Raw genomic sequence first — 19,159 nt, 5'->3', positions numbered from 1 at the left:
ATGAGTAGTATTACTGTATGTCCTGGGAGTTTTGACCCAATTACCCTCGGACATCTTGACATTATAAAAAGGGGAGCAAAGGTTTTTGATCAAGTATATGTTTGTGTGCTAAATAATTCTTCAAAGCAACCTCTTTTTACTGTTGAAGAGCGGTGTGAACTTATTCGGGAGGTAACAAAAGAAATCCCAAATGTTATTGTCGAATCTTACAAGGGTTTATTAATAGACTATGTTCGTGAAAAAAATGCTCAAGCTATTTTACGTGGTTTGCGAGCAGTATCAGACTTTGAATACGAAATGCAAATTACGTCTATGAACCGTGTACTAGATGACAATATTGAAACTTTTTTTATGATGACAAATAATCAATACTCATTTTTAAGCTCAAGTATTGTAAAGGAAGTAGCTAAATACAAAGGGGATATTTCAGAATTAGTCCCTGAAGTTGTGGAGATGGCATTGAAAAGAAAATTTTCAAACATATAAAAGGTGAGGCCCCCTCACCTTTTGCCGTGCAATTAACTCGTTTTCGTAAAGACATTTCTTTTACTATATAGAAAAATATAGAAAAGTAACGAAATAATTGTAATGAGCGGACCACTTTGTACAATCATTTCCCAATAAACTTTAGCCAATCCTGGTCCATGTTTCATTAACATAACGGGTAATTCGCTAGTGTTAAATGATTCCAGATTGAGATATATTGGCTTAAAGAGAAGAAATGCGATAATTGAAGAATAAATACCTTGCAAAATTCTTGCAATAAAAAAGGGTTTAAACCGAATATCAGTATCAGCTAAAATGCTTGCAACTTGGGCTTGAATAGATAATCCTCCAAAGGCTAAGATAAAACTTGCAATCATAACTTTTTCAAGCAAACTAGCGTTTGTCTCACTAACAAGTTGATTACCTAGTGTAATTTCAAAAATTCCAGTAATTAAAGGAACACTAAGATCTGAAGCGATATGAAAAAGTGATAAGGCGCCAGAAAAAACAACACCGATCAGCTGTGTAACATGAATGATGGCTAAGATTTTATTAAATACTGAAAAAAGGATAATAAACCCACCAATCATTAATAAGGTTTGTATGGACGAGATAACAGCATCTCCAAGCATTTTCCCTAGAGGTCGGGTTTCGTTGACCCTTGTTGAATGAAGCTCTTTAAATGCTTGAGAAGGAGAGGGAAAAAGCCTCTTCTTACCATTTTTGAATGTATCATCAGATTTTCCGTAAAACCTCATCGTAAGCCCTACACAAAGATTTCCTAGATAGTGTGCAGCTGCTAATAAAATCCCAAGGGAAGGTTTATCAAAGAACCCTACTGCCACAGCCCCAAAGATAAATAAAGGATTCGAGGAGCTTGTAAAAGAAACTAATCGCTCGGCTTGAATTTTTGTAAGTTGTTTTTCTTGTCTCATTCTTGCTGTAAGCTTGGCACCGGCCGGATTACCGGAGGCCATTCCCATTGCCCAGACAAATCCACCAACCCCTGGAACCCGGAATACAGGTCTCATTAATGGTTCTAATAAAACTCCGATAAATCTTACAACCCCAAATCCGATAAGAAGTTCTGATACAATAAAAAAGGGAAGTAATGATGGAAAGACAACTTCCCACCATATGGTTAAGCCTCTTAGAGAAGCATCGAGTGATTCCTTAGGATTGAGAATAATCGCAATCGTTAAACCACTAATAAAAATGGCGATGAACATTGTCTTTAGTTTTGATGAAAAACTCAAAATATGACGCCCCCTAGTATCTTTTAAGCAACAAGTTCCTTAGAAATAAAAGTTCAAGTACTTGTACAGTTCTCATTAATTCAATATACGTAAATAGGTGTATATTTTAGACCACAAGAATGTTACACCAGTTTATACATTAGTTTGATAATGCTTGAATAATATAGTCCTAACAAAACGTTAAAGTATGAATGTACAATCATTTCTTAATAAGCATAGACAAAGTAAGGAGGGATTCTCCTTGGAACGAGATCCTAAAATAGGACTAGCGCTTGGATCAGGTGGAGCAAGAGGCTTCGCACACTTAGGTGTATTGAAGGTTTTAAAAGATGAAGGAATACCCATTAACCTTATTGCGGGAAGTAGTATGGGGGCATTAGTCGGAAGTTTCTATGCTGCTGGAATTAGCTTGGAAAGACTATATCAATTTGCTCTAGCATTTAAGCGAAGATACTATCTAGATTACACTGTTCCAAAGATGGGCTTTATTTCTGGAAACAGAGTAAAAGAACTTATTCGATTATTTACTCACCAAAAAAAATTTGAGGAATTAGATATACCTGTTGCCGTTGTGGCAACAGATTTATATGATGGAAAAAAGGTTATATTTAATAGTGGACCTGTTGCAGAAGCAGTTCGTGCTAGTATTGCTATTCCAGGGATCTTTGTTCCTGAAAAAATTGATGGTAAACTATTGGTGGATGGTGGAGTAGTTGACCGGGTGCCTGTGTCGGTTGTGAAATCTATGGGTGCTGATATTGTGATAGCAGTCGATGTATCACATGTGAAAAAAAATGAAGATATCACCTCAATATTTGATGTAATTCTCCAAAGTCTGGATATTATGCAGGATGAACTAGTACATCATAGAGAAATTGCTTCTGATGTAATGATTAGACCACATGTTGAACAGTACAGCTCACGGGCATTTACTAACATTAAGGAAATCATTGAGATAGGAGAATTGGAAGCTAAACAGCATATTCCTAAAATAAAAGATTTGATTGAGAAGTGGAAGGAGAATCACTCTGATGAAGAGTAGAACAATTTTGCGTTCAGGCTTGGTATTAGCAATTGTTTTGCTAATTATGTCTTTCATAAAGCTTCCTTTTTACATTACCCAACCTGGTATGGCGTCTGAACTTGAACCAATAATAAAGGTTGAAAATGGTTTTGATGATGAAAAAGGCAGCTTTTCCTTAACAACAGTTCGTTTTGGTCGTGCGAATCCTTTAACATACGTGTGGGCAAAGGTAAACGAATTTTACTATATTCACCCTTTAGAAGACATAAAGAGGGAAGATGAGTCTGATAAAGATTATATGAACAGACAATTACATATGATGGAAGTGTCTCAAGAAGCAGCTATATCTGTTGCGTATGAAAAAGCAAATAAAAAAGTAGAATATTCATTCCATGGTATTTATGTAGATGGGGTGATAAAAAATATGCCTGCTGCATCAAAATTAGAGGTGGGAGACCGGATTTATAAAGTAGATTCATTAGAGTTTCAAACTGCTGAAGAATTTATTGAATATGTAGCGAAAAAGAAAGAGGGAGAAGAAGTAATTATAACTTTTGAGCGTGAAGGAAAACGGGACGAAGTTAGAGTAACCTTGTCAGCATTCCCGAATCAACCAGAAAAAATAGGGTTGGGAATATCACTGGTGACAGATCGACAAATGGATGTAGAGCCTGAAATTGAGCTTCAGACAGAGGAAATAGGCGGTCCATCAGCAGGACTCATGATGTCACTTGAAATTTACAATCAGTTAACCGAAGGTGACTTAACGAAAGGTTATCAAATTGCTGGTACCGGTACGATAAATGCTGAAGGGATAGTTGGTCCAATTGGTGGTATATCACAGAAAATTGTTGCTGCTGATAAAGAAGGAATTGACATTTTCTTTGCACCAAATGAAAACGGGGATCAAGCATCAAATTACAACGAGGCTGTTGAAACAGGGAAAAAGATTGGGACTGACATGGAAATAATCCCTGTGGATACGTTTGATGAAGCGATTGAATACCTAAATAATTTGGAGCAAAAAAATGCATAATCAAATACAAGATGATCGTTAAGAGAAAGGGATTCCTTTCTCTTAAATTTTTTCAATCCGAATAGGCGGTGTGGCAAACTCTTTTTGAAGAAGTTCGGAACGTAAAGGCTCAGGCATAATCATAAAATATGTATTTGCAGCTTTTACATCAAGATCTAATATTGGATGTTTAAACGTTGAAAGTTTTGAGATAACTGGTAACTTCATCTTTTTTTTATGCGTGCTTAAATATTCCCTGCCATTAGATGACATTCCCAATAACCGAATATAAGGAGATCTTTGAAGGGTTTGACTTTTTATTTGATTTTTAGTCGTGTTAGTTAATATATGTGTACATAATCTTTGTAGTCTTGTCCAGGTATACCTCTTTGTTTTCATTCTTTCCATAAATTCCTGAAAGCTTGTAGCTTTTTGAATTTGTTGTTTCAACCTATATTCAAGACCTTCCTCAACTTCATAGATTGCGTTAATTTCATCTAAGCTCATTGTCATTATACGATATTTTAAAAGGTGGAAGTAACATTCCCATTGATGAAGAATTTGATGTTGTCTTTCATAATCGTTTAAAAGGTTAAATGTTTGATTAGGAACATATGCGCCAATTTCTCGATTATCTGAAAAAATTGCTTTTCGTATACTAGTTGCACTAGCTATTGTTGGTGAATGGAAATGAAGATCATGATATCCGGCAGACGTACGCTTTATTGTTGTTGGTTTCATGGATGATTCCTGGTCATGTATAGCTTTAACATAATGATAACCTAAAATATTATTAGGTAATGAAAGATCTATAAAACATGAATCATGTTCTCTAGACTGAAGATTCTGAAAAGCTAGTGTTAGCGCTTTCGGATAGCTAATACCAGTTTTTATATAGTGTTTAATAAGTTCTTCGTAATTCTTTTCTGCTTTTGATAACATCTCTTTTGTAGCTAAAAAAGGCTCGATTTCTCCTGTCTCACTCCCAAAACAGAGGAAATCACAGTACAGGGCATCAAGAATTGAAACAGCACCATTAGCAAATGTTTCAGCCTTTTGGGTGGCAAATGCATAAGGTAATTCAACCACTAAGTCAACACCGCTGGCAAGAGCCATCTCAGTTCTCGTCCATTTTGAGACAATTGCTGGTTCGCCGCGTTGTAAAAAATATCCACTCATAACCGCTATAACAATATCAGCATTCGTCATTTTTTTAGATTCATTTAAATGAAATAAATGTCCGTTATGAAATGGGTTGTACTCAACTACAATTCCTAAAACATTCATATTCTCACCACATTTTACTATAATTTCAAAATAGTTATTTACTATCACAATAACCAATTTCTTATCATTATATCTCATCTTGTTCGAAAGTTTTTCTGAAAAATGAAAAATAATAAAGAGAAATGAATTAAATATACCAAACCATCAATGAATGTACTAATTATATTTTGAAATAAATAGATTATCATGTATACTTACACTGTAAAGAAAAAATATTGACAAATATAATTGCGAAGGCTATAATTACCTTTGTTGCCTTGAGGTGATATGTATTGAAATGGACAATTAGTCAACTACATCAATTGCAAAGCAAGGGGCTAAAGATTGATGAAGAAATTGATCTAAGTGATTTGGTTAGAACTCATTCGGATATTCGAGACATCTCATTAGTAAATGTTAAAGGAAGAGCTGATATTAGTTCGACCAAAGCTACATTCCACTTATCAATTTCAGGTTCAATGGTTTTACCTTGTTCTCGAACTTTAGTGGATGTTCCGTATCCATTTTCAATTGATACAACGGAAACTTTCTTATTAAAACCATCAGACTATGAAACGGAAGAGGATTTTTATCTTCCAGAGGGTGACGTGATTGATCTAATCCCCATTATTAAAGAAATCATAGTGGTTGAAATTCCAATGCAAGTGTTCTGTGATGATGTAACAAATGAAGAAGGTGCTGCTCCTCAAGCCGGTAAAGATTGGGAAGTTATTTCTGAAGAAGATCAAAACAAAAAGATTGATCCCAGGTTGGCTGGACTGGCAAATTTCTTCGAAAATGAAGAAAGCTAATTATTTTTTTATAGCTTAACAACAGCGATTGAACCGGTTCTAATCGGTTTCTTTATGCGTAATGCTCTTTAAGGAGGTGGGAATAATGGCTGTACCTTTTAGAAGAACTTCTAAAACGAGAAAACGACTACGTCGTACACATTTTAAACTACAAGTACCTGGTATGGTAGAATGCCCAAACTGCGGTGAAAGCAAACTTGCTCACCGTGTATGTAAAGCATGTGGGACATACAAAGGAAAAGACGTTGTTAGCAAATAATACATTTGTAACAGCTTAAAAGCGTAAGAATCTTAGATTCTTACGCTTTTTTATGTATTAAGTTCAACGAGTTATGGAATATATGTTGAGATTAAATAACCATCAGTAATATTCTACCATTTTGATTTTAATGCTTTAAATATAAAAGGGTAGATTTGTCCCCCTCTTTTTTCATACATAATAGAGTGTAATTTAGTCTACTTAATCTATTAGCTGCATATGTATAGAAAAAAGTAATTTATGGAGGGAGATATCATGACAACTACTCGTCAAGATGCGTGGACACATGATGAAGATTTATTGTTAGCTGAAGTTGTGTTGAGACATATTCGAGAAGGGGCTACCCAACTTGCAGCTTTTGAGGAAGTTGGACGCAAACTATCCAGAACACCTGCAGCTTGTGGGTTTAGATGGAATTCATATGTTCGAAAACAATATAAAACAGGAATTGAAGTTGCGAAAAAACAAAGAAAAGAACTAAGAACACATATTTCACAAGATACAGAAGATCTTACTGAATCTCATGATGAAGTAGCCGGAGAAGCTCCTGCAATCCCGACTGATTCTCAATCGAAAAATACAATAAAAGAGCTTATTTCCTTTCTTCAACAATATGAAGAGGCTCCATCTCTTCAGGTTGTCCAAGAGGAGAATAGTCAATTGAAAAATAAAATCCAAAGTTTGGAAAGAAGAATAGCTGAGCTTCAGCAGGAAAAACAATCACTTGTTAATCATATTCAAATAGTTGAAGAGGATTATCGAGCTTTAATTGAAATAATGGATAGAGCTAGAAAAATGGTGATTCTGCAAGAAGATGAAAGGAGCAGAAAGGTTAAATTTCAAATGGACAAAAACGGTAACCTTGAGAGGGTAGAAAAATAAAAGAGAAAACACAACAGCACGGGGACTATACTTCTTCCGTGCTGTATTTCTGTACTATTAAAACCAAGTTAGAATACGGACTAAAAGTCGAAATAATTTATTGCTGAGTAGTTCCAACTGGATACCATACTAATGGGTTTTCTCCTTTATCCCGATCCATATCATACTTAACAGGCTCAAAACCCATCTTTGACCAAAATTCACTTGATTTTACTCTGGGGTTCGTTTTAATGGGTAGTTGAAAAGATTTAGCATATTCAACAAGTGATCTTCCGTAGCCTTTATCTTGGTAATTAGGAAGTACCTCCAGTTTCCATAATTCTAAGTAATCTTGCTGGGGTTGGAAGTATTGGTCGAATTTTTTGTCAACTTGATAAAGACTCATCCTGGCCACAAGTTTATCTCCGAAGTAAACTCCATAAAATGGAGAGTTGCTGTCATCTTCAATTATGTTTGATTGAAGATCCTCTAGCATTGATAGTTCTTGAATTCCATATTCTTTAAACTTTTTAAACTCCTCTAATGTTTTATAATTGACTAATAATCTTTCAACTTTTAACATATTTTTTCCCCCTTGATGCGATAATCTAGAAAAGATCATGTAAAATAGATGAAATTAATAGGTAATACTATTATATCATGCAGAGCGAAGTACGTGATATGAAAAAGATTTAACGCTTTCATATCCATGTTTATTGTTCATCAGAATAATATAGGCAAAATTCTAGTATAAGTGTTGTTTTTTTTGATATGATGGTGCTGATTAATGTAAAAAAACGATCATTACGTATAATGGAAGGGTGTTTATTGTATTAAATAAGTAGGTGAATTATATGGAAATTGGTGTAATTGGTGCAGGTTCTTTAGGTCTTCTTTATGCGTATTATCTTTCGAAAAAGCATAAAGTTACACTTTATACGAAGCGGCAAGAACAGGCTGATCAGATTAATAACTTAGGAATTCAGATGGTTAAAGGGAATTCTTATCATACTGCAAATGTATGTGCGACATCGGAAACAAGTTATAAGGAGTCCATTTTAATCATAACTGTAAAGCAATACCATTTAGAAACAATAATAAATCACCTAAAAAAGCTTAGCTCTAGAACGATTGTGTTTCTGCAAAATGGAATGGGACATGTAAGTCAATTAGCTTCTTTATTACATCATCGCGTATTTGTAGGGATAGCCGAGCACGGAGCTTTAAAGGTAAATGAATATATTGTTCACCATACAGGAGAAGGTTTAACAAAGCTTGCGTTATATCAAGATCAAGTTGAGCCAATTCATGACCTGTCCCTATTGAGAAACGAACAGATAAATCACTTTCCAATTGTATTTTTGTCTGAATGGGAAAAAATGTTAAAGGAAAAATTAATTGTCAATGCTACTATAAATCCGTTAACAGCATTGTTACGAGTGAAAAATGGAGAATTATTGACCAATAAATATTATAAAAAATTATTTTATGAGCTTTTTGAAGAAGTCATATTAATTCTTGGAATGGAAGATAAAGATAAACTATGGGACCATGTGTGTGGAATTTGTACTTCAACTTCTGAGAATGAATCATCTATGCTTCGAGATATTCATCACCAACGCAAAACTGAAATTGATTCAATTTTAGGTTATTTGATTTTAAATGCAAACGGAAAAAGCATCCCTCATGTATCATTTCTTTTCACTGCCATTAAAGGGATCGAAGTCAGGTAGAGAGGTGGACATATGGGTGGCTTCATAAACTGGATTATTTCAATATTAATTACACTGCCAATAATCAGTCTATTTTTGCTGTATATTATCATACGCATCTTTATAGATAATCAAAGAAAGTCGATTCTTCTAACAATTGATCTTTCAACAGTTTTTTTTATTGTTTCAGTGCATTTTCATTTCATTGCTATTTTTGAGAAATCATTTTTACTATTTATTATTCTTGGTATTGGTTGTTTAATCTTGTTCTTCTATTATGTTGAAAAGACTAAATTTAAGAACCCTTCTATAAAGAGGGTAGCAAGAAATACATGGAGATCTGCATTTTTACTTTTTGTTGCAGGTTACATTATTTTAACTGTACTCGGCTTTACATCTGGAGTGATAAAAAACATATTTCCTTTATAGGGAATAAAATCGCTCAAAAATAGCCAGCATAAGATTTTAATCGAGAAAGGAAGTTTTATATGGAGATTGTTGAACTCTCCCTACGCTCTTCGAACCAGTTAGTCAACGACATACAAGATCAAACTATAAATCACGGACTATTTTTCGATTATCATGTTTACTCACCTGATGTTTTCCAAAGCAGGGCAGAGGATTTGAAAAAACGCTCCTTTCAGCGTAGGGAACTGTCGACTTATTTAAGAGAATATACAAATCGATGTTTAGACCATAATGAGAAAACATTGGAGAATATAAATAGGTTAGAAGATCCAAGCAGTTTAGTTGTGATTGGCGGTCAACAAGCGGGATTATTAACAGGTCCTCTATATACAATACATAAAATTATAACGATTATAAAACTTGCAAAAGAACAAGAACAGAAATTAGGTGTACCTGTTATTCCGGTATTTTGGGTAGCTGGAGAAGATCATGATTTTGCTGAAATTAATCATATCTTTATTAAGAAAAATAAAATGGCCAAGAAATTAGCCATTAATGAGAATCCTTTGAAAAAACAATCTGTTTCTGAACAACCTTTAAACAAACATAAAACAATTGAATGGATTGAGCAGGTATTTGAAGCATTCGGAGAAACAGATTATTCAAATCAGTTAATTGGTACTATGAAAGTGTGTGTGGAAAGCTCAAAGACATATGTTGAATTTTTTGAAAAGCTCATACTAAAGCTCTTCGGTGATACCGGACTTGTTCTTATAAATTCAGGGGATCCAGATTTAAAGTTATTGGAGAAATCCTGTTTTCGAGCAATCGTTGATCGTAATGAGGAAATTTATCAAGCGGTTCAATCACAGCAGATAGAAATGCGCGAACATCAATATAACCCCATTATTGAAATGGGTGATCAAAGTGCAAATTTCTTTTTTCATCATAATGGTGAACGATTTTTATTTGAACGACGAGGAAATGATGCCTACCATATATCGGAGATTGGTTTAACGTATTCGAAGGCTGAATTAATAGATTTAATTGAAACTTCTCCAGAGAAGTTTAGTAATAATGTCGTTACAAGACCGTTGATGCAAGAGTATTTATTTCCAACATTGGCGTTTATTGCCGGGCCTGGTGAAGTAACATATTGGGCAGAATTAAAAAAAGTGTTTTCGTTGTTTGAAATGAAAATGCCGCCTGTATTGCCTAGAATACAAATGACATTTCTTGAAAGAGCAATAGAAAGAAATATCGATGAAACAGGGATTAGGATTGAGGAAGTATTGGATGAAGGAGTCGAGAGCGCAATAGAGCGATTTCTTCAAAAGGAAACACCAATCGATATGGACCCGCTTATTGAAAAAGCGAAATTAAATATAGCAGAGATTCATTCATCATTAGTAGAAGCAGCACTTGAAATCGATCCAAGCTTAAAACCTGTGCTGAAAAAAAACGGTGAATTTATTCAGGATCATCTCGAATTCTTTTCAAAAACAGTTGATAAAAGAAAAAGACAAAAACATGATGTGATGCTATCAAAATTTCAAGCCATTGAATTAGAATTATTACCAAGTTTGCATCCGCAAGAAAGAATATGGAATATTTATTACTATTTAAACAAGTTCGGCCCGGAATTTGTAGGAGAACTGCTAAACTTGTCATATTCTTTTAATGGAAAACATAAAATTGTCAAAATTTAAATAAAAGTTTTTTGAAAATCCTGTGATTACAGGGTTTTTTTTTTGTGAAAAGAAATGTAGAATAGAAGTGGAGATAAGTGGGGGGAAGTGGTGAGTTAGGGAGAGAAAGTGGGGACATCGAGCATGTTTATGGGAGAATACCATCACACCATTGATATAAAAGGCAGAATGATCGTCCCTTCAAAGTTTAGGGAAGGCCTTGGGGAAACATTCGTTGTTACAAGAGGTCTTGATCAATGTTTATTTGTTTATCCAATGAGTGAATGGAACATAATTGAAGAAAAGCTGAAAGCACTCCCGCTAACGAAAAAAGATGCTCGTGCATTTACTCGATTTTTCTTTTCAGGTGCGACTGAATGTGAGATTGACAAACAAGGTCGTGTTAACATTGCCACACCATTACTTCAATATGCAAAACTAGAGAAAGAATGTGTTGTCATAGGCGTTTCAAATCGGATTGAGCTATGGAGTAAGTCCATTTGGGAAAATTATGTTGCTGAACAGGAAGATTCTTTTGAGGAAATTGCGGAAAATATGATTGATTTTGATCTCTAATCTTCACTTTGCAGAAAACAAATGAAAATGGACAAGCTAAGGATAGACAAAAAATTGAGGATAGAAATATCTTTCCAATGATTTGGCATCTAAAGTAGGAAACTGATTTGAAGAGGTGGTACAACTTATGTTTAAACATACAACTGTGTTATTAAAAGAAACTGTGGATGGCTTAAATATTAAAGAAGACGGGATTTATGTTGATTGCACTCTAGGTGGAGCAGGCCATAGCAGCTATCTTCTTTCAAAGCTATCAAAAAAAGGTCATTTATATGCATTTGACCAAGATGATGTAGCACTGAATAATGCAAAAGAAAAACTAGCTTCGTATGAAGGACAAGTAACGTTTATTAAAAGTAATTTTCGATATTTGGCTGAAAAATTGGCTGAATTAGAAGTAGAAAAGGTAGACGGAATCTTATTTGATTTAGGTGTTTCATCACCACAACTGGATACCCCTGAACGCGGGTTTAGCTATCATCATGATGCGCCATTGGATATGAGAATGGATCAGCAATCAGATATTTCAGGATATGACGTTGTTAATACTTGGTCTTATGAACAGTTAGTTAAAATCTTTTTTCGATATGGTGAAGAAAAGTTCTCAAAACAGATTGCAAGAAAGATCGAATCTCACAGAGAGATACAGCCAATTCGTACTACCGGCGAATTAGTTGAACTAATAAAAGATGCAATTCCAGCACCAGCCAGAAGAAAAGGTGGACATCCTGCTAAAAGGATATTTCAAGCGATAAGAATTGCGGTTAATGACGAATTAAAAGTGTTTGAGGAAGCTATTGCTCAATCAATTGAGTTGCTAAATCCACAGGGGAGAGTCAGTGTGATTACATTCCATTCCCTGGAAGATCGCATTTGCAAAACTGCATTTAAAGAAGCTGCTACACCACCCGAACTCCCAAGGAATATGCCTTTTATTCCTGAAGGATATGAGCCTAAAGTGAAGGTTATTACTAGGAAGCCTATTTTGCCAAGTGAACAGGAACTTGAAGAAAATAATCGAGCAAGATCAGCTAAGTTACGTATTGCTGAAAAATTATAAGAAGAGATTACTTAAAAAATAAAGGAGGTTGCAATAAAATGAGTAATTTAGCAATGAAATTAGAGCAACAACGACAAGAACAGATCCAGCACATGCCAAAACAAGAACCAATTATTATTAAGAGAAGAGCCTCAATTACACCAGGAGAGAAATTTCTCATTTTAGTATTTGTTTCTTTATTTGTTATCGGAGCTATTGCGATTGTGACGAATTCTTATTCTGTTTACCAATCGAACATCGAAATTCAAGAGATTGAAGCTCAGATTGAAAAACAAACAAAGTTAAACAGTGACCTCCATGTTCAGGTAGAGGAATTAAGTACATATGACCGCATATGGGAAAAGGCAAAAGAGCTTGGGCTTACATTAGATCAAAATAACGTCAAAAGTGTACAAAATTAATAGTAAAAATACAAGAAGAGGATGACCCGGAATATTGAGTCATCCTCTTCATTCTTATCCTATTCAATTGTCACATTAGGTGGTATGATACACCGTAGGAGGTTTAGTATGAAATTGACTCAAAAAAATAAGAACATGAATAGAGGCGCTGCTTTTTTGGCGTTAATATTTGGAGTGCTGTTTTTTACTATTTTCATTCGTTTCTTTTATATTCAATCAACTGGTTCGGTTCATGGACAAGCTCTTGCTGCAAAAGCGGAAGAGCTGTATGAAAGCCAAAGGACTATTGAAGCTAAAAGAGGTTCGATTCTTGACCGAAAAGGAGAAGTAATTGCTGAAGATAAATCATCTTATAAACTTGTTGCAATATTAGATGATAAAATAACGACTGATCCTGAAAACCCTCAACATGTAGTTGATGTTCAAGAAACGGCTGAAAAAATCGCACCATTGATTGATATGGAAGTAAATGAAGTTGAAGAAGTTCTATCAAAAGACTTGTACCAGGTGGAATTTGGTTCAGCTGGCCGAGATATTAGTCACACTCTAAAGGAGAAAATTGAAGAATTAGAACTCCCTGGAATTACGTTTAATAGGGATACACAACGCTTTTACCCAAATGGTTTGTTTGCTTCTCATTTAATTGGATATGCTCAAAACCAGGAAGATACCGGAGAAACCGTTGGTATGATGGGGCTAGAAAAAACGTTGGAAAAATATCTTCATGAGGAAGATGGCTATATAAAATTCGAAAAAGATCAATATAATTGGAAACTTCCTAATAGTGATGATGAAATTGTTGCTCCAAAGAATGGCAATAATGTCTATTTAACGATAGATCAAAAAATACAAACATTTCTAGAAGACTCTATGAATCAAGTAGTGGAGGAATATTCACCAGAAAAAATAATAGCAGTCGTAGCAGACCCAAAGACAGGAAAGATCCTAGCTATGGCCCAGCGCCCAAGTTTTGATCCTAATACAAGAGATATCACCTCATATTATAATGATGTTATTTCCTATCCTTTTGAACCGGGATCAACAATGAAAATATTTACACTGGCATCTGCGATTGAAGAAGGGGTCTATAATGGAAATGCAACTTTCCAATCAGGTTCATATGCTGTTGGTCCTTCTGTTGTTCGAGATCATAAACGTGGAGGATGGGGTGTTATAACATTTAACGAGGGTGTCCAAAAGTCCTCTAATGTCGGTTTCTCCATTTTAGCTAAAGATGCATTAGGCACAGATAGGTTCTATCAATACTTAGATAAATTCGGTTTTACTAAGAAAACCGGGATTGATTTACCAAACGAAGCTGAGAGTAAAATGAACTTCAATTATGAAATTGACAAAGTATCTACTGCATTTGGACAAGCGTCTGCTTTTACACCAATTCAATTAGTTCAAGCGGCAACTGCCATTGGAAATAATGGGAAAATGATGAAGCCTTATGTCATTGAAAAAATTGTTGACCAAGACACAGATGAGATTGTAAAAGAAAACAGTCCAAAAGTTGTTTCTCAGCCGATCTCGGAAAAAACAGCAAAAGAAACACTCGATATTTTAGAAACAGTTGTAAGTTCAGAAGGTGGTACTGGTAAACCATATAGAATTGATGGATATGAAGTAGCAGGAAAAACCGGAACTGCCCAAATTCCAAACCCAAATGGAAAAGGCTATATGACAGGTCATGATAATTATATTTTTTCTTTTTTAGGTATGGCACCTAAGGAAGACCCTGAGCTTGTAGTCTATGTTGCAGTCCAACAGCCTGATTTAAAAGGGAAGGCTGGCTCAGTACCAGTGTCGATGATCTTTAATACTGTTATGAAAAATAGCTTGCAATATTTGCAAATTGAGCCAACTGAAGAAGTGAACACAAATAATCAGTCACAAACGACTTCAGACGGAATTGAACTACCTGACACCGTTGATTTAGGTCCGACGGATGCGGTGAATCAGTTAAAAGAGTCAGGCTTGGAACCAATAATACTTGGCAGTGGAAAAAAAGTAATCTCTCAATACCCAACTGTCGGTACTGCGATGATGTCAAATGAAAAAATACTCATTCAAACCTCAGAAAATGTGAAAATACCTGATTTAAATGGCTGGTCAAAACGAGATGTGATGAAGCTTGGAAATCTATTAGGTTTATCAATAAAAACTGAAGGGTCCGGATACGTAACAAAACAAAGTGTTAAGAAGGGTACAGTTTTGAAAAAGGGAGACGTTCTTACGATTACACTAAGTTCTTCCGATGTAAAAACTGAAAAAAATAAAGAAGCAACAGATTAAGTAAATAAGCAGAACAGGGCTAAATTTGTTAACGGAATAGATGATTGTTAAATCGCTATTTTAGTATATCAATAATGCTCTGTTCTTCTTTTTTTGTGTTATGTAAAATGAAAAGTAAGGTGTATAGCTGAAAGTGGTTTATAGTACTCGTTTTCTGTTCTACCTTCCCTTGTACAAGCATATATATTTGAACGAGCCTAGACAAGGGGGAATAAAAGGATATGCGGGTATCAAATGTAACCGTTCGAAAACGTCTTGCTTTGACGTTGCTTTTCGGTTTTCTCATTTTCTTAGTGATTGATATACGTCTAGGATATGTTCAATTTTTTCTTGGGAATACACTGACCTCAGGTGCAAAAGATTTATGGAGTAGAAATATACCTTTTGAGCCTGAGCGCGGAGAAATTCTGGATCGTAATGGTGTAAAACTCGCTACAAATATGAGTGCACCAACGATATATGTCGTACCAAGGCAAATTGAGGATCCGGCAGATGCTGCAAAGCAATTAGCAGCAGTATTAAATATGTCTGAAGAAAAAGCGTATAGTCATATTACGAAGAAGGTTTCAATTGAGAAGATCAATCCTGAAGGAAGAAAAATATCACATGAGAAAGCAAATGAAGTACGAGATTTAAATATTAAAGGCGTCTATATTGCCGAAGATTCTGTACGGTATTATCCTTTTGGAAGCTATCTGTCCCATGTATTAGGATTTGCCGGTATAGACAACCAGGGTTTATTAGGTCTTGAAGCATACTATGACGAGCAGTTAAAAGGGCAAAAAGGCTATGTGAAATTTTATTCTGATGCCAAAGGAAAAAGGATGCCGGATGAAGCTGATGATTATACAGCACCTGTTGATGGGGACAATTTGAAATTAACCATCGATTCAAGGGTACAAACAATTGTGGAGAGAGAGTTGGATAATGCCCAGGCTACCTATAATCCGGATGGAATTATAGCCATCGCTATGAATCCTAATAATGGTGAAATATTGGCGATGTCAAGTAGACCTGATTTTGCCCCTTCGAATTTTAAGGAAGTAGATCCTATGATTTACAATCGAAATCTGCCGGTATGGAGTACGTATGAGCCGGGTTCTACTTTTAAAATTATTACATTAGCTGCAGCTCTTGAAGAGGGGAAAGTAGATTTAGAGAAAGATGAGTTCAATGATTCGGGATCTGTAGAAGTTGATGGAGCGAGGCTTCGATGTTGGAAGAGGGGAGGCCATGGCCATCAAACGTTCTTGGAAGTTGTCCAAAATTCCTGTAACCCGGGCTTTGTGGAGTTAGGGCAAAGACTTGGTGAAGAAACATTATTTAAATATATTAAAGACTTTGGGTTTGGGCAAAAAACAGGTATTGATCTTCAGGGGGAAGGAACCGGTATTATGTTTAAGCCCGAACAGGTGGGGCCTGTTGAACTGGCAACTACCGCTTTCGGGCAAGGTGTATCAGTTACCCCAATTCAACAAGTTGCAGCTGTTTCAGCTGCGATAAATGGAGGTGTGCTCTATACTCCATATATTGCAAAAGAGTGGGTCGACCCTCTTACAAATGAAGTAATTAGCAGAAATACACCTGAGGCAAAAAGAAAGGTCATCTCAGAAGCAACTTCAAAGGAGATTCGCTATGCTCTTGAAAGTGTAGTGGCGCTTGGTTCCGGACGAAATGCATTTGTAGATGGATACCGTGTTGGTGGTAAGACCGGTACAGCTCAAAAAGTAAAAGATGGTCGTTACATGGAAAATAACCATATCGTTTCGTTTATTGGATTTGCACCTGCAGATGATCCTCAGATTGTTGTGTATGTGGCTGTTGATAATCCTAAGGATACTGTTCAATTCGGTGGGACAGTTGCTGCGCCTATCGTTGGTAATATTATGAGAGATGTATTACCTGAAATTGGGGTCAAGCCTAGAAAAGGTCAAATTGAAAAAGAGTATAACTGGCTAGACACAAAACTTGTCGAAGTACCGAATATTATAGGGTTATCAAAAAAAGAGCTTGCTGAACAATTTGTGAATTTAAATCTAGATGTGTCAGGTGAAGGAGATGTTGTTGTGCAACAATCCCCGAATGAAGGTGTTAAAGTAAAGGAAGGTTCTACACTAAGAGTATATTTAGGTGAGGAAAACGAAACAAAATCAAAACAAAATGAATGAATGAAGAAAGCTTGCCTTTTGCAAAAAAAAGTTGCATTGGCACGCTTTCTTTTTGTTGTTATGTTAAAAAATGCAGGTTAAATAAATTTCCTGCCTTTTTCGTAAGAAAATGAAAGGAAAGATGGCTTCTTTCTCATAAGTAAGATAAAATAAGTACGGAGAAAAAATACATACATAATGAAAGATTGATTTATTATTGTCTTTCTATGAAGACGAATTGAAACAAGTGATGAAGGTAGGAATAAAGATGAAGTTAAAGGAATTACTTACATATTTGCATGATGATTTAACAATATCTACAGCAAATCCAACTATCGGTTCTATTGAAATGGATTCAAGAGAAGTGAAGCCGGGTAGCTTGTTTATCTGTATAAAAGGGTACACAGTAGATGGACATGATTATGCTCATAAAGCTGTTGAAAATGGTGCAGCAGCTATCCTTGCCGAGAGAGAATTGGATGTTACAATTCCTGTTATTCTTGTAAAGGATACGAAAAGGTCTATGGCAGTGCTTGCTGATATTTTCTATGGTCAGCCTACACATTCAATGCATCTTATAGGTGTAACCGGAACAAACGGCAAAACAACTACAACTCATATCATAGAAAGAATCTTAAATGAAGCAAATAAAAAAACCGGCTTAATCGGTACAATGTATATGAAAATAGGTGAAAAACAAAAAGAGGTGAAAAACACGACACCTGAGAGTTTGACACTTCAAAAAACATTCCGTGAAATGAAAGATGCTGATGTGACACATGCAGTGATGGAGGTTTCTTCCCATGCCCTGCATCTGGGGAGAATTCATGGTTGTGACTTTAAAGTAGCTGTTTTTACAAATTTAACACAGGACCATTTAGATTATCATAAAACAATGGAAGCCTATAAATATGCAAAAGGCCTATTGTTTGCACAATTAGGAAATCGATTTGAACATGACCGCATGAAATATGCAGTATTAAATGGGGATGAAGAAGCATCAGAAGATTTTAAAAAGATGACAATTGCTAAGATTGTTACATATGGAATTGACAGTGATGCAGACATAATGGCTAAAGATATAAGAATGACGTCAAAAGGTACTACATTTCAGCTTATTACTCCAGTTGGCACTGAATTTGTCACGATTCAAATGGTTGGAAAGTTCAGTGTTTATAATGTTCTAGCTGCTGTCGCTGCTACACTATGTTCTTCTATTGATTTAGAAACAATCGTAAAAGCAATTGAATCGATGGATGGTGTAAGGGGACGTTTTGAATTAGTTGATGGTGGTCAAGATTTTACTGTTATCGTAGATTATGCCCATACTCCTGATAGTCTGGAAAATGTTCTGCAGACTATTAAGCAATTTGCAGAAGGAAGGATCTTTTGTATCATAGGTTGTGGTGGTGATCGAGATAAAACCAAGAGACCTTTAATGGCAAAGATTGCTGTGGAAAATTGTGAAGAGCCTATCTTCACCTCAGATAACCCTAGAAGTGAAGATCCGAAAAGTATACTGCTTGACATGGAAAAGGGTGTAGTGGGGCAACATTATACATCAATTGTTAATAGAGAAGAGGCTATATCTTACGCTATCTCAAACGCTAAAAAAGATGATGTTATCCTCATAGCTGGTAAAGGGCATGAAACATATCAACAAATAGGAACAAATATCATTGATTTTGATGACAGAGAAATTGCCCTTAAAGTAATAAAAAAATGAATTTAGTTGTTAGGACCTTTCATAAGAATAGGTAACAAATTAGAAAGAGAAGTTGATAAGATGAAGAAAAAAATACATTTAGAAAAACATAATAAAAAAAATACCTCATATGATATTGTCGTAAAAGATACGCTTGTATATGAAAACAAATCGGGTTTTCCTGG

General features: G+C 35.3%; 18 protein-coding genes. 15 read left to right on the top strand and 3 right to left on the bottom strand.

The window, feature by feature from the left end:
• A complete protein-coding gene (coaD, locus tag BK577_RS19250; RefSeq protein ID WP_078434446.1) occupies positions 1-486 on the top strand; it encodes a pantetheine-phosphate adenylyltransferase in 486 nt (161 codons plus the stop codon).
• A gap of 32 nt (positions 487-518) precedes the next feature.
• Here coaD and ylbJ read toward each other — a convergent pair whose 3' ends face one another.
• Positions 519-1,715, bottom strand: a complete 1,197-nt coding sequence (ylbJ, locus tag BK577_RS19245) for a sporulation integral membrane protein YlbJ (protein ID WP_078435324.1) — start codon at positions 1,713-1,715, stop codon at positions 519-521.
• 214 nt (positions 1,716-1,929) lie between these two features.
• On the opposite strand from ylbJ, the gene BK577_RS19240 reads away from it, so the two are divergent.
• Both BK577_RS19240 and BK577_RS19235 read left to right on the top strand, forming a co-directional pair.
• Positions 1,930-2,784: a patatin-like phospholipase family protein gene (locus BK577_RS19240; RefSeq protein WP_078434445.1), complete on the top strand. Its 855-nt coding sequence runs from the start codon at positions 1,930-1,932 to the stop codon at positions 2,782-2,784.
• Positions 2,774-3,802 carry a SepM family pheromone-processing serine protease gene (locus BK577_RS19235; RefSeq protein WP_078434444.1) on the top strand — a complete coding sequence of 343 codons (1,029 nt, stop codon included), beginning with the start codon at positions 2,774-2,776 and terminating at the stop codon, positions 3,800-3,802. The genes BK577_RS19240 and BK577_RS19235 overlap by 11 nt, the downstream gene beginning before the upstream one ends.
• A gap of 42 nt (positions 3,803-3,844) precedes the next feature.
• On the opposite strand, the gene BK577_RS19230 is transcribed toward BK577_RS19235, so the two are convergent.
• Positions 3,845-5,068: a nucleotidyltransferase gene (locus BK577_RS19230; RefSeq protein WP_078434443.1), complete on the bottom strand. Its 1,224-nt coding sequence runs from the start codon at positions 5,066-5,068 to the stop codon at positions 3,845-3,847.
• 272 nt (positions 5,069-5,340) lie between these two features.
• Between BK577_RS19230 and BK577_RS19225 the strand changes: the two genes are divergently transcribed.
• The 3 genes from BK577_RS19225 (at position 5,341) to BK577_RS19215 (ending at position 7,000) form a co-directional block, all read left to right on the top strand.
• Positions 5,341-5,859: a YceD family protein gene (locus BK577_RS19225; protein ID WP_078434442.1), complete on the top strand. Its 519-nt coding sequence runs from the start codon at positions 5,341-5,343 to the stop codon at positions 5,857-5,859.
• Positions 5,860-5,944: 85 nt separating this feature from the next.
• A complete protein-coding gene (gene rpmF, locus BK577_RS19220) occupies positions 5,945-6,118 on the top strand; it encodes a 50S ribosomal protein L32 (protein WP_026560479.1) in 174 nt (57 codons plus the stop codon).
• A 255-nt stretch (positions 6,119-6,373) separates the two neighbouring features.
• A complete protein-coding gene (locus BK577_RS19215) occupies positions 6,374-7,000 on the top strand; it encodes an RsfA family transcriptional regulator (protein WP_078434441.1) in 627 nt (208 codons plus the stop codon).
• A gap of 97 nt (positions 7,001-7,097) precedes the next feature.
• Here BK577_RS19215 and BK577_RS19210 read toward each other — a convergent pair whose 3' ends face one another.
• On the bottom strand, positions 7,098-7,562 hold the full coding sequence (locus tag BK577_RS19210) for an N-acetyltransferase (protein WP_078434440.1): 465 nt from the start codon (positions 7,560-7,562) through the stop codon (positions 7,098-7,100).
• A 271-nt stretch (positions 7,563-7,833) separates the two neighbouring features.
• On the opposite strand from BK577_RS19210, the gene BK577_RS19205 reads away from it, so the two are divergent.
• The 9 genes from BK577_RS19205 (at position 7,834) to BK577_RS19165 (ending at position 18,995) form a co-directional block, all read left to right on the top strand.
• Positions 7,834-8,712, top strand: a complete 879-nt coding sequence (locus tag BK577_RS19205; protein ID WP_078434439.1) for a 2-dehydropantoate 2-reductase — start codon at positions 7,834-7,836, stop codon at positions 8,710-8,712.
• A gap of 12 nt (positions 8,713-8,724) precedes the next feature.
• A complete protein-coding gene (locus BK577_RS19200; RefSeq protein WP_078434438.1) occupies positions 8,725-9,120 on the top strand; it encodes a DUF3397 domain-containing protein in 396 nt (131 codons plus the stop codon).
• Between the two features lie 59 nt (positions 9,121-9,179).
• Entirely contained in the window at positions 9,180-10,808 is a 1,629-nt protein-coding gene (gene bshC / locus BK577_RS19195) for a bacillithiol biosynthesis cysteine-adding enzyme BshC (protein WP_078434437.1), read from the top strand.
• 123 nt (positions 10,809-10,931) lie between these two features.
• Positions 10,932-11,363 carry a division/cell wall cluster transcriptional repressor MraZ gene (gene mraZ / locus BK577_RS19190; protein ID WP_078434436.1) on the top strand — a complete coding sequence of 144 codons (432 nt, stop codon included), beginning with the start codon at positions 10,932-10,934 and terminating at the stop codon, positions 11,361-11,363.
• A gap of 127 nt (positions 11,364-11,490) precedes the next feature.
• On the top strand, positions 11,491-12,423 hold the full coding sequence (rsmH, locus tag BK577_RS19185) for a 16S rRNA (cytosine(1402)-N(4))-methyltransferase RsmH (protein WP_078434435.1): 933 nt from the start codon (positions 11,491-11,493) through the stop codon (positions 12,421-12,423).
• 38 nt (positions 12,424-12,461) lie between these two features.
• Positions 12,462-12,824 carry a cell division protein FtsL gene (gene ftsL / locus BK577_RS19180; RefSeq protein ID WP_026560471.1) on the top strand — a complete coding sequence of 121 codons (363 nt, stop codon included), beginning with the start codon at positions 12,462-12,464 and terminating at the stop codon, positions 12,822-12,824.
• 114 nt (positions 12,825-12,938) lie between these two features.
• Positions 12,939-15,122, top strand: coding sequence for a penicillin-binding protein (locus tag BK577_RS19175; protein ID WP_139367444.1), 2,184 nt, complete (start codon positions 12,939-12,941; stop codon positions 15,120-15,122).
• Between the two features lie 221 nt (positions 15,123-15,343).
• A complete protein-coding gene (locus tag BK577_RS19170) occupies positions 15,344-17,290 on the top strand; it encodes a stage V sporulation protein D (RefSeq protein ID WP_078434433.1) in 1,947 nt (648 codons plus the stop codon).
• 247 nt (positions 17,291-17,537) lie between these two features.
• Entirely contained in the window at positions 17,538-18,995 is a 1,458-nt protein-coding gene (locus tag BK577_RS19165; protein WP_078434432.1) for a UDP-N-acetylmuramoyl-L-alanyl-D-glutamate--2,6-diaminopimelate ligase, read from the top strand.
• Positions 18,996-19,159 lie beyond the last annotated feature (164 nt).

The organism is Metabacillus halosaccharovorans (assembly GCF_002019635.1).
Taxonomy (GTDB): domain Bacteria; phylum Bacillota; class Bacilli; order Bacillales; family Bacillaceae; genus Metabacillus; species Metabacillus halosaccharovorans.
This window is presented reverse-complemented; position numbering and strand designations above follow the sequence as displayed.

Bases quoted from the DNA above. Each gene is read 5' to 3' on its own strand.
- bshC (WP_078434437.1), top strand. From the start codon at position 9,180: ATGGAGATTGTTGAACTCTCCCTACGCTCTTCGAACCAGTTAGTCAAC.
- BK577_RS19170 (WP_078434433.1), top strand. From the start codon at position 15,344: ATGCGGGTATCAAATGTAACCGTTCGAAAACGTCTTGCTTTGACGTTG.
- ftsL (WP_026560471.1), top strand. From the start codon at position 12,462: ATGAGTAATTTAGCAATGAAATTAGAGCAACAACGACAAGAACAGATC.
- coaD (WP_078434446.1), top strand. From the start codon at position 1: ATGAGTAGTATTACTGTATGTCCTGGGAGTTTTGACCCAATTACCCTC.
- rpmF (WP_026560479.1), top strand. From the start codon at position 5,945: ATGGCTGTACCTTTTAGAAGAACTTCTAAAACGAGAAAACGACTACGT.
- rsmH (WP_078434435.1), top strand. From the start codon at position 11,491: ATGTTTAAACATACAACTGTGTTATTAAAAGAAACTGTGGATGGCTTA.
- ylbJ (WP_078435324.1), bottom strand. From the start codon at position 1,715: ATGTTCATCGCCATTTTTATTAGTGGTTTAACGATTGCGATTATTCTC.
- mraZ (WP_078434436.1), top strand. From the start codon at position 10,932: ATGTTTATGGGAGAATACCATCACACCATTGATATAAAAGGCAGAATG.
- BK577_RS19240 (WP_078434445.1), top strand. From the start codon at position 1,930: ATGAATGTACAATCATTTCTTAATAAGCATAGACAAAGTAAGGAGGGA.
- BK577_RS19235 (WP_078434444.1), top strand. From the start codon at position 2,774: ATGAAGAGTAGAACAATTTTGCGTTCAGGCTTGGTATTAGCAATTGTT.
- BK577_RS19210 (WP_078434440.1), bottom strand. From the start codon at position 7,562: ATGTTAAAAGTTGAAAGATTATTAGTCAATTATAAAACATTAGAGGAG.
- BK577_RS19215 (WP_078434441.1), top strand. From the start codon at position 6,374: ATGACAACTACTCGTCAAGATGCGTGGACACATGATGAAGATTTATTG.
- BK577_RS19165 (WP_078434432.1), top strand. From the start codon at position 17,538: ATGAAGTTAAAGGAATTACTTACATATTTGCATGATGATTTAACAATA.
- BK577_RS19230 (WP_078434443.1), bottom strand. From the start codon at position 5,068: ATGAATGTTTTAGGAATTGTAGTTGAGTACAACCCATTTCATAACGGA.
- BK577_RS19200 (WP_078434438.1), top strand. From the start codon at position 8,725: ATGGGTGGCTTCATAAACTGGATTATTTCAATATTAATTACACTGCCA.
- BK577_RS19205 (WP_078434439.1), top strand. From the start codon at position 7,834: ATGGAAATTGGTGTAATTGGTGCAGGTTCTTTAGGTCTTCTTTATGCG.